This is a genomic window from Nocardia sp. NPDC004415, assembly GCF_053602435.1.
Genome location: NZ_JBSGDP010000032.1, coordinates 22,737 through 38,209 on the forward strand (window position 1 = coordinate 22,737; position 15,473 = coordinate 38,209).

The window sequence follows — 15,473 nt, forward strand, 5'->3', positions numbered from 1 at the left end:
CCGCTCAGCGCTGGGACAGGTGCAGGTTGAGCAGGATGGTGAGTTGGGTGACGGCCTGGTCGAAGGGGTGGGGGGACTTGAGGGCGCGGCTGTGGACGATGGTGCCCTCGATGGTGGTGAGCAGGAAGCCGGCCAGGGAGACGGCGGTGGCGCGTTCGATGCCGGTGGCGACGATGCCGTCGGCCAGGCGGGCGGTCCACTCGGCGAAGGCCTGACCGGCCACCGACTGCACGGCCGGGTCCAGCTCGTCGAGGGCGGCCGCCATCATGAACGAGCCCGCGCTGAAATCGGAATCCTCGAGCGGGGTGCGCCAGAAGGCGAGCAGGTCGGTGAGCCACTGCTGCACCGAGGGCGTGGTCTGCAGGGAATCCGCCATGGCGCTGACGTGCGAGTACACCAGCCGCGACACGATGCGTGCCGCCGTCTGCACCAATTCGCCCTTGCCGGAAGGGAAGTGCTGATACAGCGAATTGCGTGAGGTGTTGCTGCGCTTGAGCAGCTCGCTCAGCGCGGCCGCGTGCACGCCGTGCTGCTGCACGGTGCTGATGGTGTGTTCGATCAGTCGGGCGCGTGGTCCGGCGGCCATCCGATCTCCTCCCAACCCTTGATTGAACCGATCGGTTCATGTTAGACCTATTCGACGTGAACCGATCGGTTCATATGGAGAGGATGCCATGCCCACCCCCATCGCCACCGCTGTTCCGATCACCCATACTGGAATTCTCGGCCTCGGCGTCTACCGCCCGCGCCGCGTCGTGCCCAATGCCGAGATCGTCGAGGCCATCGATTCCTCCGACGAGTGGATCAAGACCCGCTCCGGCATCGAGGCGCGGCACTGGGCCGACGACACCGAGACCATCGTCGGCATGAGCGTGGCCGCGTCCCGCGACGCGCTCACCGCGGCCGGGATCGCCGCCGAGCAGGTCGACGCGGTGATCCTCGCGACCTCCTCGCAGATGGTGCTCGGCCCGTCGGCCGGAGCCGTGGTCGCCACCGAGCTCGGCATGCACGACACCGCCGCCTACGACATCTCCGCAGGGTGCGCGGGCTTCTGCTACGCACTGGCCGACGCCGCGAACCTCGTGCGCGCGGGCCAGGCCCGGCACGTGCTGGTGGTCGGGGTGGAACGGCTCTCCGACCTGCTCGACACCGCCGACCGCACCTGCGCGTTCATCTTCGCCGACGGCGCGGGCGCGGTGGTGGTGGGCCCCGCCGAGCAGGAGGGCATCGGCCCGGTCGCCTGGGGTTCCGACGGCAGCCGCACCTCGGCGATCAAGCAGGACAAGGACTTCACCGAATACTTCGCCGAGGTCGCCGAGAAGGGCGCCGACGCGGTGCGGCCGTATATCCGGATGAACGGCACCGAGGTCTTCCGCTGGGCGGTCACCTTCCTGGAGAAGGCGTGCCGCGAGGCGCTGGCCAACGCGGGCGTGGCCGCCGACGCGCTGGACGCCTTCGTCCCGCATCAGGCCAACAGCCGCATCACCGATGCCCTCGTCCGCGTCCTGGACCTGCCGGAGTCGGTCGCCATCGCCCGCGACATCGTCGAGACCGGCAACACCAGCGCGGCGTCGATCCCCATGGCCATGGAACAGTTGCTGCGCACCGGCGCGGCCCAGCCGGGCGACACCGCTTTGCTGCTCGGTTTCGGCGCGGGCCTGGCCTACGCGGGCCAGGTGGTGCACCTGCCAGCGATCGCCTGAGCTCAGTCGGCCGCGTGGTCCGGGGCTCGGCCGCTGACGTAGTCCCTGGCCCAGCGGTAGTCGGGTTTGCCGCTGGGGGAGCGGGAGATGGTGTCGGCCAGCCAGATCCGGTGCGGGATCTTGTATCCGGCCAGGTGGGGGCGCAGATGGGCGCGCAGGGCGGCGGGGTCGAAGGGGTGACCGTCGGCGAGCGAGAGGACGACGGCCACCTGATGTCCCCAGCGCTCGTGCGGCACCCCGATGACCACCGCGTCGTAGACGGCGTCGTGGGATTTCACCACCGCCTCGACCTCTTCGGGGAACACCTTCTCGCCACCGGTGTTGATCACCATGTTGCCGCGTCCGATCAGCGTGATCGACCCGTCGGTCTCGGCGCGCGCCCGATCGTCGGTGACCACGATGCGGGCGCCGTCCACGGTCTTGAACAGCCGTTCGGTGCGTTCGGGGTCCTTGTAGTAGCCCAGCGGCACGGCGCCGGTCTTGGCCAGCCAGCCCTCCTCGCCGGGCGCGACGGGCCGCCCGTCCGCGTCGACGACCACCGCGCCGCGCCCGGTCTGCACCCGTGGCCCGCGCCCGGGATCGTCGTCCTTCTGCGCGAATCCGATACCGCCGAAACCGGTTTCGGACGAGCCGATCGAATCCGACACCATCGAGGTCGGGAACTGTTCGAGCAGCGCGTTCTTCACCGGTTGCGACAGCAGCGCCGCACCGGAGGCGATCACCAGCAGTGAGGACGCGTCCACCGGCCGGGCCGCGTACTCGTCGAGCAGTGGGCGGGCCATGGCGTCACCGGTGATCACCATGACGTGCGGCTGGTGGGTGGCGACGGCCTGCCAGATCTTCTCCGGCTCGAATCGCGGCTCGAACAGCACCGCGTTGCCCGACCACAGCGCGGTGAAGGTGGGCATCATGGCGGCGGCGTGGATGAGCGGCGGCAGCACGAACCAGGTGCTGGGCACGCCCTGCGCGCCGGTGGCCGACTGCTGGTACTCGTCGCGGACCGGCTCGCCGCTGTAGAAATCGATGCCGCCGCCGAGCACCCGCCACATGTCCTCCTGGCGCCACATCACGCCCTTGGGCAGGCCGGTGGTGCCGCCGGTGTACATCATGAACAGGTCGTCGGCGGTGCGGGTCACGGTGGGGCGGAAGGGTTTTCCCTGCGCGATCAGCGCGTCGTAGCGCAGGTCGCCCTCGCCGGGACCGGTGGTGGCGCGGTCGTCGTCGACGCGGATCACCGTTCGCAGTGCCGGGGTCTGCGTGAGCGCCTCGTGCACCGCCTCGCCGTAACAGGCGTGGTAGAGCAGCACCTCGAGGTCGGCATTGCCGTAGACGTAGGCCAGTTCGGTCGGCCCGTAGCGGTAGTTGATATTGATCGGGACCGCGGCCAGCTTGAAGCAGGCGATCAGCGTCTCCATGGTCTCGATGCTGTTGTGCAGCTGGAAACCCACGTGGGTGCCGTGGCCGACACCGCGCGCGGCCAGCTGATCGGCCAGCCGGTTCGCCCGGATGTCGAGGTCGCGGAAGGTCAGCCGTCGCTCCTGCTGGATCAGCGCCACCCGCTCGGGCATGGCGTCGACGGCGTGTTCGAACAGGTCGGCGAAGTTGTTGGCCATGGTGCATCCATCTCTGCGGCGAGGCACTCACACGACGGTGAGCGGGAGGGGTTTTCCGCGATCGGTGAAGGTGAAGGCGGCGCCGGTGCTGAACCGGGTCACCGCGACCTCGGCGGCCTCGCGGAAGGGCTGGTCGGCCCGCGTGACGGTGACGGTCCAGCCGTCGGGGCCGGTTTGGGTGACGGTGGTCGTGAAGCGGGGATTCACCCCGCGCACCAGGGCGTCGAGCGGACGTGGGTCCTCGGGGGTGAGCAGGGCGGGCCAGGTGCCGTCGGTCAGGGCGTCGCTGGTGGCTGGAAAATGCACGCGCACAGCCTCATCCACGACGCGTACGTCTATTCCGGTGTAGCCCAGCGGATTCAGCGCCGGGTGTACGCGCAGCACGGTGGCCAGGGCGTGCGCGTCGTCGCCGAGGCCGAGGCAGCGGCGTAGGCGCTCGGAGGTCAGGCCCGCGATGCCGGTGAGCTGTTTGCGGCCGATGACGCGGGCGGTGTCGTCGTCGGAGCGGTCGCGGATCGCGATGAGGAACCCGAGGGTCAGCAGATGCTGTTGCAGGCAGATCTCCTCGGCCAGTCTGCGCAGGGCGCTGTGCGAGAAGTCGGCGAAGCGCAGATCGCTCAGCAGCGGGCCGGTGTAGTCGGCCCGGCCGTCTTCGGCGGTGTCGATCGCGTCCAGTTCCTGCTGTGCCGCACGGCAATCCGCGACCAGTGCCGCGTTCCGGGGGACCGGTGGTGGGACATGCGCGGGATCGATGACGACGGTCCACGCGCACACCGGCGTGCGGTCCGCGGGCACCCGCGGCGGCCGGTGTACCGGCCTGACCTGGGCGTGCGCATTGGTGGCCAGGGCGGTCGCGTCGAAGGTGGGGTCCTCGATGTCGTGGCACATCGCGACCACGAACGGCTCGCCCATCGGCTCCACGTCGGCGAGCGCGCCGCAGTGGTCGAGCCAGAACTCGCCGTGGTCGTGGTCGTCCACCCGGAAGCGGAAGTCCATGAACTGCGGTGGGGCGCCGATATCGAGTTGCAGGCCCTTGAAGATGGTTTCGACGCTGTCGTCGGGGAAGCGCAGCGCGCGCTGCATGCGGCGGGTGTAGACGGGACTGGCCAGCTGCCATTCCTCGATGGCGACCGCGGTCATCCCCTCCCGGCCGAACGCGGCGATGGTGTGCGCCATGCCCGACCGGTCGATGAGATGACCGCACAGCAGCAGCTCGGGCACCAGTGCCGCGAGCTGATCGCGCGAGAGCGCGGCGAATCCGCTCATCGCTGTCACCAGAGCGAGGCCGGGGACTCGCCGACGCGATACCAGCCCGGCAGCGGGTCCGCCGACACCGAGCGTTCGATGCGCTTGTGCATGCCGGGGGACAGCGCGTTGTCGGTGATCATGTCCAGGAACAGCGCCGACACATTGCCGAAGTCGAAGAAGTCGCGCTGCCAGGACCATTGGAAATCGCCGCCGTAGCGGAACCAGCTGCCGCCGATGCCCTCGGGCGAGTACGGCCGTCCGTCGGCGCGGGTGTTCTCGTTGACCTGTTTCCAGAAGCCGATCACCGTGCCGCTGCGCTCGTCGACGACGAACTCCTGATACGGATACGTCCAGCCCTCCAGCCCCAGCATCTCCTGGCCGAGGGCCAGCTCGCGGATCTCCTCGCGGCCCACCGACATGAACTCCTGCTTGGGCCCGTAGTTCCAGCCGTAGGTCGCGTCGACGGTGTACATCTCGGCCAGCGGCCGCCAGTCCCCGGCGCGCTCGCAGTCCTGGTTGGCCACCACCCAGCGCCGGACCATCTCGTCGAGTTCGGCGCGATCGAAAGCTGTCATCGGTGGGTCCCTTTCGAGGAATCGGGTTCGTCGGTGATCGACAGGGCGCGGGTGGGGCAGTAGCGGATGGCGGCTCGCACGGCCGTGTGCTCGTCGGCGCCGGGGGTGGGGTCGACGATCTCGACCGTGCCGCGCTTGGGCACGGTGAACACGGCGGGCGCCTCGTCCTGGCAGACCCCGTGGCCCTGGCACAGGTCCGCGTCGACCTCGATCCTCATGCCGCACCCCCGTCGGTCCGCAGCGGCGCCTCCGGCTGCACCTCGACCAGCACCATGTGCACCCCGCGCGGCAGCGACACCACCGTGGTGACGGCGTCGGCGAGATGTTCGGGCTTGAGCATGTAGGCGTGCCGGGCGAAACCCCAGTCCTTCCAGTCCTGGAGCAGCGGGCCGACCACCTCGGGCGTGGCGTCCATGCCCATCCCGGTCAGCGTGGGACCCGGGCGCACCAGTGACGCGCGAATCCCGCTGCCCTCCAGCTCCATACGCAGCTGGGTGACCATCGCCTCCAGCCCGGTCTTGGCCGCGCTGTAGGCGCCGGTGCGCGGGCGGACATGGTCGGCGCAGTCGGAACTGATCACCACCAGATCGCCGCGCCGCCGGGCCCGCATCCCGGGCAGCACCCGATGGATCAGGCGTTGCGCGCCGACCAGATGCACCTGCACCTGGAGCAGGAACCGCTGGGGGTCCATCTCGCCGACCAGCGCGAACTCGATGTCACCCGCGCCGGAGACCAGGATCTCGGTCGGACCGATGGCCTGCTCGGCAGCGCCGACGAATTCGTCGACCGAGGCGGCGTCGGTGACATCGAGCCGGTAGGCGACGGCCTCGCCACCGCCCGCGCGGATCTTGGCGGCCAGCTCCTCGCACCGGTCGACCCGGCGCGCGCCCAGCGCCACCGGATGACCCAGTTCGGCGAGCGCGACGGCGGTGGCCGCGCCGATGCCGGAGGACGCCCCCGCGACGAGGGCGGGTCTGCGGTCGGGGTGCGGGGTGAAGCGGGGCATCAGCGGGCCTCCACGGTGATCGGAAGATGGGCGAAGCCACGGACATTCGTGGAATGCACGCGGGCGATCCCGGCGTGGTCGACCGTGAAAGCCGGTACCCGGGTGACGAATTCGCCGAGCACGATGCGGGCCTCCAGCCGGGCAAGGTGCGCGCCGAGGCAGAAGTGCACCCCCGCACCGAAACTCGCGAGGGTCCCGCCGTCCTGGCGGTCGATCACGAAGCTGTCGCCGTCGTCGAAGGCGGCGGGATCGCGGTTGGCCGAGCCGATCAGCAGCAGCACCTTGGCGCCGGCGGGGATGGTCGCGCCGTGGTAGTCGATGTCGACGGCGGCGGTGCGCGCGACGATCTGGCTGGAGGTGTCGTAGCGCAGGGTCTCCTCGACCCAGTCGGCCACCAGCTCCGGCTCGGCGACCACCTTGGCGTACTCGTCCGGATTCGCCGCCGCCCAGTACAGGGCATTGCCCAGCAGTTTGGTGGTGGTCTCGTTGCCCGCGACGACCATCAGGAACAGGAAGCCGATGATCTCCTCGTCGGTGAGGCTGTCCCCGTCGATCTCGGCGTCCAGCAGGGCCGAGGTGAGATCGTCGGCGCGGGTGACGCGGCGCTGGGCGACCATCTCGGTGTAGTAGCCGAACAGGCGGATCGAGGCGTCGATGGCCTCCACCGGTACGTCGAGCACGCCCTCCGCGCGGTGTACCACCAGGTCGGCCAGCCGCCGGATCTCGGCGCGGTCGGGCTCGGGCACCCCCATCAGCTCGGAGATGACATCCATCGGCAGCTTGCCCGCCACCTCGTCGATCCAGTCGAAATCCCCCCGCGCGACGGCGGGTTCGAGATGCTCGAGAGTGATCTCGCGGATGCGGTCGGTCATCTCGGCGACGCGCTTGGGTGTGAATCCCTTGAACACCAGTTTGCGCATGCGCATGTGCCGCGGGTCGTCCATGGCCAGAAACGACATCACCCGGTGCGCGTGCGGCCCCCAGGCCGCCGGATCCAGTGACACCCCGTTCGCGCTGGAGAGCCGTTCGCTGTCGCGGAAGGCGGCGAGCACATCGGCGTGGCGTGACAGCGCCCAGAAGTCGAGGTCCGGGTTGTGGTACAGCGGCGCCTCGGTGCGCAGACGGTGATAGGTCGGGTACGGGTCCTCGTGGAACCGGTAGTCGTACGGGTCGAAGGTCACGGGTTCCACAGCGGCGCTCGTCATCGCGAATACCCCGGTTCCGGAAGGTCGTCCCCGCTGCGGGCCGAGGTGTTCGACCCGCTGTGAGACACGTAGCTGGACATGTGTCTGGACGGTACCACCGACGCCGGTTCGGTACAACGCTTTCGGCCTGGAAAGGGGGCTCGACCGGCCTCTGAGCTGGTCAGAGCCCACTGGTCAATTATCTGGACCAGTGTCTGGAATGTGTTCTAAATCATATGGTACGGTCCCTCGCATGGCAGGGGTAGACGGCGAGGTCACGGCCGCACCGGAGGGCGCGGGGCAGCTGCTCCGGCGCAATTTCTCCGAGACCGTGCTGTCGAGTGTCGCGACGCTGGGACGCGCCATCCGGATGGGTGCCGCGGCGTTCCACCTCGGCACCGTCGACGCGCTGCGGCTGCGTTTCCCGCTCGGTGAGACCCTGACCCAGGCCTGGTTCCTGTTGCGCGTCACCGCCGTGCCGAGTGTGCTGATGGCCGTTCCGTTCGGGGTCATCGTGTCCGCGCAGGTCGGCAATATCGTCTCCGAGCTCGGCGCCGATTCGATGATCGGCGCGGCGGGCGGGCTCGGGGTGATCAAGCAGGGCGCGCCGATGGCGACCGCCATGCTGCTCGGCGGGGCCGGGGCCGCCGCCGTCGCCGCCGATCTGGGCGCCAGGACCATCCGTGAGGAGATCGACGCCCTGCGGGTGATGGGGGTTGACCCGGTGCGCAGGCTGGTGGTGCCGCGCATCGCGGCGATGATGCTGGTCGCGCCGGTGCTCACTGTCGTGATCATCGTGGTCGGGATCGGTTCGGGCTTCGCGGTGGCGGTCTCGGCGCTGGATGTGACGCCGGGCAGCTACTGGCAGTCGTTCGGGGCGTTCACCACGCCGCTGGATGTGTGGGTCGCGCTGGTGAAATCCGTCATCTTCGGGTTCCTGGTGGTGGTCATCGCCTGTCAGCGCGGGCTGGAGGCCGGCGGTGGTCCGCGCGGGGTCGCCGACGGGGTCAATGCCGCGGTGGTGATGTCGATCGCCGCGGCGGTGGTGCTCAACACCGTGATCACGCAGGTGGTCACGATGTTCTTCCCGGTGCGGATGGCCTGATGACGGCCGCGGGCGGGGTGTGGCGGCGCGGGCTGGGGCCGGTGGAGTCGATCGGGTTCGTGGTCGGCTTCGTCTGGCAGGTGCTGTCCTCGGTGCCGTACACGCTGGCGCACTACCGCAAGCAGACGATCACCACGATCACCGACATGACCTGGGGGCGCGGGTCGGTGATCATCGGCGGCGGGGTGGTGCCGCTGATGCTGCTGCTCGGCGCGGCCATGGGCGCCTCCATCGGGATCGAGGCGTTCAGCGCGCTGAACCTGCTCTCGCTCGGCCAGCTCAGCGGACTCGTCTCGGCCTTCGGGGTGACCAGGGAGCTGGCGCCGATCGCGGCCGGGATCGGCTTCGCCGCGCAGGCCGGCTGCCGGATGACCGCCGAGATCGGCTCCATGCGCATCTCCGAGGAGATCGACGCCATCGAGTCGTTGGGCATCCGCTCGGTGCCCTTCGTGGTGACCACCCGGGTGATCGCCGGAATCGTCGCGGTGGCACCGGCATTCGTCGTCGCGCTGATCCTGAGCTACTTCTCCTGCGCGTTCGTGGTGACCACGATCCACGGCACCCCGACCGGCACCTACAACCACTACTTCGACCAGTTCGTGGTCGGCTGGGATGTGTTCGCCGCCGTCGTCAAGGTGACGGTGTTCGCGATCGCGGTCGTGCTGATCCACTGCTATCAGGGCTATTTCGCCACCGGCGGGCCGGAAGGGGTCGGCATCGGGTCGGGGCGGGCCATCCGCGCCAGCCTGGTCGCCATCATCGCCCTGGACATGCTCGCCACCATCGCACTGTGGGGATTCCGGTCTCCCGTCACATTCACCGGGTGATGCCATGCCTGCCTATGCCCTGCCGGGGACCGAGGTCGGTCCCGCGCGTGCCCGCCTGCTCGGCGCGCTGACCCTGGTCCTCGCCCTGCTCGGTGTGTTCGGCTGGCGGGCGCTGCCCGAGGGTGGTCCCGGCGACGAGATCCGGGTCGCGCTGCTGGTCGGTGCGGTCGGGGCCGGGATCGAGCCGGGGACCCACGTCCGCCTCGACGGCGTCCGGGTCGGAACGGTCGAGACGATCGCTGCCGCCGGAGTGGGCAGGCAGCGGATCACGTTGGCGCTGAGCGGTTCCCAGCTGTTCGGCCTCACCGACGCGGTGGCGTTGGACTACGCGCCCGGCAATCTGTTCGGCATCAGCGCGGTCGAACTACACGCGGGCACGGGCGGGGCGGCGCTGCGCGACGGAACGGTCGTCGACCTCACCGGTCCAGGCGAACGGGTACACGACGCCACCCTCTCGGCGCTGCTCACCGCCACCGGCGCGCTCACCGAGGAGGTGCTGACCCCGCGCCTGGCCGCCCTGCTGAGCACCGTCTCCCGCGACCTCACCGCCTTCACCCCGCTGTTCGAGGCGATCGGCAGCACCGCCCGCTCCTACACCGAGACCCGGCGGCTGGCGCCCTCGTTCCTGTTCGGGCAGTGGAGTTCCGCGCTGACCGGCCTGCCGCCGATGCTCACCGGCAGCCTCACGCTGCTCAACGCCGAATACACCAACGAGTACCTGAGCGTCCCCGACCAGCTCACCCGGTTCGGCGCCATGTTCGCCGGCATCCAGTACCAGCTGCTGCCCACGGTGACCCGGCTGCTCAGCACCTCCCGGCTGTATTTCGGCGGCATCCTGCCCATGATCGGCCTGGTTCTCGACCGCGTCGCCGGCTCGGTGAGCGACCCGCGACGCTCCACGGGGGAGCTGGCCGACCTGCTCACCCGGCTCGACGCGGCCTTCGCCGACACCCCCGACGGCCCCGTCTTGCGCGCGGGGGTGACCCTCGACGGTGTGCCCGCGCTGGCGGGGCCGCTGGGCGCACTGCTCGAGGCGGGTGGACGCTGATGCGGACCGGATCACTGCTGCTGCGCGTGACGCTGGCCCTGGTGCTGACCGGCGTGGCCCTGGCCGGGGTGCTGCGGATCATCGAACGACCCGTCGAGGGTGAGACCGATACCTACACAGCGCTTTTCACCGATGCCAACGGACTGCGCGACGGCGACGACGTGCGGTTGTACGGGGTGCAGGTCGGCAAGGTGGTCTCGGTCGAACTCGACGGCGCGCTGGCCCGCGTGCGGTTCACCGTGAGCCGGGACCGGACGCTGTTCGCGAACAGCAGGATCGCCCTGCGCTACCAGAACCTCACCGGCTTCCGGTATCTGGAAGTCCAGCAGCCCGAGCAGCCCGCCGGTCGGCGTGATCCGGTGACGGTCTTCGGCACGGAGGAGACGGTGCCGGACTTCGATATCACCCGGCTGTTCAAGGGATTACAGCCCGTGCTGGCCGAACTCTCGCCCGATGACCTCAACCGCTTCGCCACCAGCCTGCTCGCCGTGATCCAGGGTGACGGCTCCGGCGTGGGCCAGGCACTGAGCGCCATCGACACGCTCAGCCGCTACGCCACCGACCGGCAGGCGGTGCTGTCGGCCCTGGCGGGCAATCTCGCCCAGGTCGCCGGGCAGCTCGGAGGCAGGTCGGGTAATGCCATGCGGCTGCTCACCAATCTGACCAACCTGTTCATCACCATCACCGAGAAGCTGCCCGGCCTGGTCGATTTCGCGAACGGCATCCCCGACGTGCTGAAACCCCTGCGCAGCATGCTCACCGTGTTCGGCGTGACCGGCACGCCCGGACGCGACCTCGATGCCGCACTGCGCCAAGCGTTTCCGGACCCCGCCGAGGCGGTGGTGGCCTTCGACCGGCTGCCGGGTCTCGTCCGGGCCATGAGTCGCGCCGTCCCGGCGAGCGGACCGGACCTCACCTGTTCCCAGGGCGCCGCCGTCGCGCCCGCGCCACTGCAGGTGCTCATCGCCGGACAGGGGGTCGTGCTGTGTCACCGATGATCCGGAGCGGCGATCCGCGCGCCGCCGAAATACGCTGGGGGATAGGCGGAATCTGCGCCGCCGTGCTGCTGCTGGTGGCGATCGGCGTCGTGTACGTCACCGGGACCTCCGCGCAACACACTTATGTCGCCGAACTGAGCCAGGCCGGATCGGTCCGCCCCGGTGACGATGTGCGGCTGGCGGGAATCCCCGTCGGCAAGGTGCGGTCGCTGACGCTGCTGGCCGACCGGGTGCGGATGGAATTCACCGTGTCGGCCGAGGCGTTCCTCGGTGACGCGACCACTCTCGACATCCGGATGCTGACCTTCGTCGGTGGCTACTACGTCGCCGTGCTCCCCGCGGGCGCCGAACCCTTGGGCGAGAAGGTGATTCCCCGCGAGCGGGTGATCGTGCCCTACAACCTGACCCAGGCGTTCCAGGACGCGGTGGACCCGGTCCGGCGCATCGACGGGACGGTGTTCCGGCGGGACCTGGCCGCCCTGTCGGCCGCGCTGGACCGCAGCCCGGACGCCGTGCGCTCGGCCGTGCGCGCCGCCGGTGACCTGGTGACCATCCTGGACCGGCAGAGCGCCGACATCTCGCGCACACTCGCGTTGGCCGACGAGTACCTCACGGCGCTGGCGGCCAACGCCCAGGTGCTGGCGAACCTGATCGTCACCCTGGGCACGCTCGAGCAGATCATCCAGACCAACAAGGCGCAGGTCGCCGATTCACTGCGCGATCTGGCGGTGGTGCTGCGTGATCTCACACCGCTGGGCGTGGCCTGGGACGAGTCGCTGAAACAGCGCGCGCGACCGCTGGCCGAGGCCATCCCCACCCTGGAAGACCTCGGCGGCAGGCTCGGCTCGCTGCTGGACGCCGTGCGCGCGCTCGAGCAGAGACTGCTTCCGCTGCTGCCCGCCGAGGGCGGGGTCCGGATCGACCGGTCCGGCGCGACGATCGAGGTGCCCGCCCTGTGCGTGCCGCTGCCCGGAGGTGGGTGCTGATGGGGACGGCGGTACTGGCCTCGCGCGGGGTCATGTCGGTGGCGGTGGTCGTCACGCTGGTGCTGGCCGGTGCGCTGGGGCTGCGGCTGAGCAGGCCGGAGCCGCCCACACGGGCGTACTGCGCCGAGATGCCCGACGCCATCGGCTTGTACGAGGGCAGCGCGGTGACGGTGCTGGGTGTGCAGGTCGGCCGGGTCACCGGAATCCGGGTCGCCGGGGCTACCGCCCATGTCGAATTCACCGTCCGCGCCGACCGTGCGCTGCCGCCCGATGTCGGCGCGGTGACGGTGAGCGACACCCTGGTCGCCGACCGGCGCCTCGCCCTGATCGGCGCCGAACCCGACGGCCCCGGCTGGAATCCGGGGACCTGTATCACCAGAACCCTGACACCCAAGAGCCTTTCGCAGACCTTCGACGCGCTCGCCCGGCTGGCCGACCAGCTCAACGGCACGGACGCCACCGGGCTCGGTGCCGGGATCGCCGCCATCGACCGGGCCACGGCGGGTACCGGCGGCCAGGTCAACGACATCATCCTGGCCCTGAGCCGGGCCCTGGACGCGCCCGATGCCGCCATCGGCCATCTCGGAGAACTCCTCGACGCCCTCGCCGCCCTGGCCCAGCGTGCCCGCGGCGGCTGGGGGCAGGTGGAGACCACCGTGAGCGGCTTGCCGCAGACCTTCGAGGACATCGTCACCATCGCCTTCCCGCCGATCGTCGAGATCGTCGACACGCTCTCGGATCTGCTGCCCCAGCTCAACGACGTGATCCTGATGTTCGGCGGGCCGGCCCTGCGCGCGGTGAACAGCGTGCCCGATCTGCCGCGCCTGATCGAGGCGGGCGTCGCCTCGCTCGCGGAGGTGATCGCGATGACCCCGACCGTCGCCACCGGCCTGGCCGGGGCCGTCGATCCGGTCAGCGGCACCGTCACTCTCGGCTACGCACCGCCGAGGCTGGCTCTGGCACAGCAGGACACCGAGCGGTTCTGTGCCGCACTGGCCGCCGTCACGGGGGAACGCTGCGAACTGTCGGACGGCGGTGTGGCGACGATCCCGGCCCTGCCCGCACTACTGGCGGGGGTGAGTGCCCGATGAGGTGGGTCGTGACGACGGTCCTCGCGGCCGCCCGGCGGGACGCGGGCCGTTGCGGTCGTGCAGGTGGTGGGCGTGCGGTGCGGACGGTCGTGTCGCTGTTGCTGGTCGGGGTGCTCGCCGGGTGCGGGTTCGGTCCGGACGATCTGCCCGGCGCCGGGATGTCCGGGGCGACCTATCCGCTGCGCATCGAATTCGCGAATGTGCTGAATCTGCCGCAGGGCGCGAAGGTGATCGCCTCGGGCGTACGGGTCGGCAGTCTGACGGGGGTCACCCTGGTGGACCCGGTCACCGCCACCGCGGACCAGGAGGCACGCCGCGGATACGCCGTGGCGGAGGTCGTCATCGACCGTTCGGTGCGGCTGCGGCAGGGCACCACAGCCACCCTCCGCCAGGAGACCCCGCTCGGTGACGTGCACATCGCCCTCGCAGAACCAGCCACGGCGACACCGGAACTCGCTCCGGGCGCGACCATCCCGCTCACCGACACCACCCAGGCGCCGCCGATCGAAGACATCCTCGCCGGGCTGTCCACCTTCGTCGGCAGCGGCGCGGTGGGCGACTTCCAGCACATCGTGCGCACCATGAACGGCGTCTTCCCGGCGGACCCCCGCGACACCGCCCGCATCGCCGAGGTGCTGCGCGGCGACACGATCGACCTCGGCACCCATCTGGACTCCGTCGACGCGCTGCTCGACGGCATGGAAGCCACCGTCGAAGACGGGCTCCAGCACAATGTGCCGATCCTCGACGAGCTGCTCACCCCGTACGGCGTCGAGCACACCACCGACGCGGTGAACGCGCAGATCGGCGTCATCTTCGTGCTCACCGCGCTCGGCCCGGTCGCGCCGAGCGCGCAATGGCTGGGGCCGCTGCTGTCCTCGCTCGAGGACACCACCCGCGCGCTGGTCCCCATGCTGCTGGGCCGCAGCCCGCTCGACACGACCGCGCCATCGAACCTGAAGGCGCTGCGGGAGTTCATCGACACGGATCTGGTGCCGTTCGCCACGCACGGACCGAAGATCGACCTGGTCGAGGTCACCGTCGCGCCCACGCTCACGCCGGACGAGCGCAGCGCGCGCATCGTCGACACCCTGCGGATGATCGGGCTGGTGCGATGAACCCGCGGACCACGGTGTCACTGGCCGCCATCGCGGCGGTGCTGGTCTTCGGCGTGGGCTACATGTCGCTCGGAGTGCTGCGGCTCGACCCGCGCATCGGCTACCGCACCGCCGAACTGGCGCTGGACGAGACGGGCGGGCTCGGCCCGAATGCGCCGGTGCTGCTGGCAGGCGTCCGGGTCGGGCAGGTCGAGACGGTACGCAGGCAGGCCGACGGGGTGCGGGTGCGGCTGCGCATCGACGACCGACACCGCATCCCGCTGTCCGGCACGGTCCGCATCGAACAGCTCTCCGCCCTCGGCGAACCCTATGTCGCCTTCGCCCCGGCATCCGGCGACGGCCCGTATCTCGAGGACGGCCAGGTGATTCCGGCCGACCGGGTCGAGCTCCCGATGACCGTGACGGCGCTGTCGGCCCGGCTGGTGACGCTGCTCGACCAGCTCGACCCCGGGGCCATCTCGCGTCTGGTCGGCACCGTCGACCAGGCGCTCACCGGCACCGAAGCCGCCGTGGGCACGCTACAACGCTCCACGACCCTGCTCGCGGCCACGCTGCTCAGCCGCACCGCCACGATCCGCCGACTCCTCGCCGACGTGCAGGCGCTCGGCGGCGACATGGCCTGGCTCGGGCCGTCCCTGGGATCGGCGGGCCCGAACTTCGGCGAGTTCGGTGTGACCCTGAGCGCCATCGTCGAATCCGGTTCGGCCCTGGTCGAGAGCAGACCACTGGACGACTACTTCACCGGTGACGGTCTGGTGCCGTTCCTGGACCGGCTCACCGCGCTGATCACCGAGATCGGCCCGAGCCTGGCACCCCTGGAACAGGTACTGGGGCCGGTGGTCGCCGACGCGGTGCACCGGACGCCGGTCATCGACATCAGCGCGCTCATCAGCCAAGCCCTGCAGAACGTCGACGCCGAAGGCACCGTGCACTTCCGTCTCGGCATCAAATAGACCCACCGAGGAACGCCC

Annotated in this window: 16 protein-coding genes; 9 read left to right on the forward strand and 7 right to left on the reverse strand. The window is 70.2% G+C overall.

What is annotated here, in order from left to right:
* Nucleotides 1–4: 4 nt before the first annotated feature.
* On the reverse strand, nt 5–586 hold the full coding sequence (locus ACWEMY_RS16950; protein WP_375937171.1) for a TetR/AcrR family transcriptional regulator: 582 nt from the start codon (nt 584–586) through the stop codon (nt 5–7).
* Nucleotides 587–674: 88 nt separating this feature from the next.
* Here ACWEMY_RS16950 and ACWEMY_RS16955 point away from each other — a divergent pair, with 88 nt between their 5' ends.
* Nucleotides 675–1,703, forward strand: a complete 1,029-nt coding sequence (locus ACWEMY_RS16955; protein WP_452390771.1) for a beta-ketoacyl-ACP synthase III — start codon at nt 675–677, stop codon at nt 1,701–1,703.
* A 2-nt stretch (nt 1,704–1,705) separates the two neighbouring features.
* Here the strand turns inward: ACWEMY_RS16955 and ACWEMY_RS16960 are convergent, their stop codons facing one another.
* The 6 genes from ACWEMY_RS16960 to ACWEMY_RS16985 are packed head-to-tail and all read right to left on the reverse strand — an operon-like array spanning nt 1,706 to nt 7,350.
* Nucleotides 1,706–3,316 (reverse strand): acyl-CoA synthetase, encoded by a 1,611-nt coding sequence (locus tag ACWEMY_RS16960; RefSeq protein ID WP_452390772.1) that lies wholly within the window; start codon nt 3,314–3,316, stop codon nt 1,706–1,708.
* A gap of 27 nt (nt 3,317–3,343) precedes the next feature.
* Nucleotides 3,344–4,582 carry a hypothetical protein gene (locus tag ACWEMY_RS16965; protein WP_452390773.1) on the reverse strand — a complete coding sequence of 413 codons (1,239 nt, stop codon included), beginning with the start codon at nt 4,580–4,582 and terminating at the stop codon, nt 3,344–3,346.
* A 5-nt stretch (nt 4,583–4,587) separates the two neighbouring features.
* Complete coding sequence (locus ACWEMY_RS16970; protein ID WP_452390774.1) at nt 4,588–5,139, reverse strand: nuclear transport factor 2 family protein; 552 nt, start codon at nt 5,137–5,139, stop codon at nt 4,588–4,590.
* Nucleotides 5,136–5,357: a ferredoxin gene (locus tag ACWEMY_RS16975; protein WP_452390775.1), complete on the reverse strand. Its 222-nt coding sequence runs from the start codon at nt 5,355–5,357 to the stop codon at nt 5,136–5,138. Before ACWEMY_RS16975 ends, ACWEMY_RS16970 begins: the two co-directional genes overlap by 4 nt.
* Entirely contained in the window at nt 5,354–6,145 is a 792-nt protein-coding gene (locus tag ACWEMY_RS16980) for an SDR family oxidoreductase (protein WP_452390776.1), read from the reverse strand. The genes ACWEMY_RS16975 and ACWEMY_RS16980 overlap by 4 nt, the downstream gene beginning before the upstream one ends.
* On the reverse strand, nt 6,145–7,350 hold the full coding sequence (locus tag ACWEMY_RS16985; RefSeq protein WP_452390777.1) for a cytochrome P450: 1,206 nt from the start codon (nt 7,348–7,350) through the stop codon (nt 6,145–6,147). The genes ACWEMY_RS16980 and ACWEMY_RS16985 overlap by 1 nt, the downstream gene beginning before the upstream one ends.
* A 232-nt stretch (nt 7,351–7,582) precedes the next feature.
* Here ACWEMY_RS16985 and ACWEMY_RS16990 point away from each other — a divergent pair, with 232 nt between their 5' ends.
* The 8 genes from ACWEMY_RS16990 to ACWEMY_RS17025 all read left to right on the forward strand — a co-directional run bounded on the left by ACWEMY_RS16990 (nt 7,583) and on the right by ACWEMY_RS17025 (nt 15,455).
* A complete protein-coding gene (locus ACWEMY_RS16990) occupies nt 7,583–8,434 on the forward strand; it encodes an MlaE family ABC transporter permease (protein WP_452390778.1) in 852 nt (283 codons plus the stop codon).
* Nucleotides 8,434–9,261, forward strand: a complete 828-nt coding sequence (locus ACWEMY_RS16995; protein ID WP_375937144.1) for an ABC transporter permease — start codon at nt 8,434–8,436, stop codon at nt 9,259–9,261. The genes ACWEMY_RS16990 and ACWEMY_RS16995 overlap by 1 nt, the downstream gene beginning before the upstream one ends.
* A gap of 4 nt (nt 9,262–9,265) precedes the next feature.
* Nucleotides 9,266–10,309 carry an MlaD family protein gene (locus ACWEMY_RS17000; RefSeq protein WP_452390779.1) on the forward strand — a complete coding sequence of 348 codons (1,044 nt, stop codon included), beginning with the start codon at nt 9,266–9,268 and terminating at the stop codon, nt 10,307–10,309.
* Nucleotides 10,309–11,307, forward strand: a complete 999-nt coding sequence (locus tag ACWEMY_RS17005; protein ID WP_452390780.1) for an MlaD family protein — start codon at nt 10,309–10,311, stop codon at nt 11,305–11,307. The genes ACWEMY_RS17000 and ACWEMY_RS17005 overlap by 1 nt, the downstream gene beginning before the upstream one ends.
* Nucleotides 11,304–12,293, forward strand: a complete 990-nt coding sequence (locus ACWEMY_RS17010; protein ID WP_452390781.1) for an MlaD family protein — start codon at nt 11,304–11,306, stop codon at nt 12,291–12,293. Before ACWEMY_RS17005 ends, ACWEMY_RS17010 begins: the two co-directional genes overlap by 4 nt.
* The gene (locus ACWEMY_RS17015; RefSeq protein WP_452390782.1) at nt 12,293–13,384 is read left to right on the forward strand and encodes an MlaD family protein; all 1,092 of its coding nucleotides are present in this window, start codon (nt 12,293–12,295) and stop codon (nt 13,382–13,384) included. Before ACWEMY_RS17010 ends, ACWEMY_RS17015 begins: the two co-directional genes overlap by 1 nt.
* A 77-nt stretch (nt 13,385–13,461) precedes the next feature.
* Nucleotides 13,462–14,502: an MlaD family protein gene (locus tag ACWEMY_RS17020; protein ID WP_452390783.1), complete on the forward strand. Its 1,041-nt coding sequence runs from the start codon at nt 13,462–13,464 to the stop codon at nt 14,500–14,502.
* Nucleotides 14,499–15,455, forward strand: coding sequence for an MlaD family protein (locus tag ACWEMY_RS17025; protein WP_452390784.1), 957 nt, complete (start codon nt 14,499–14,501; stop codon nt 15,453–15,455). The genes ACWEMY_RS17020 and ACWEMY_RS17025 overlap by 4 nt, the downstream gene beginning before the upstream one ends.
* The last annotated feature ends 18 nt before the right edge of the window (nt 15,456–15,473 follow it).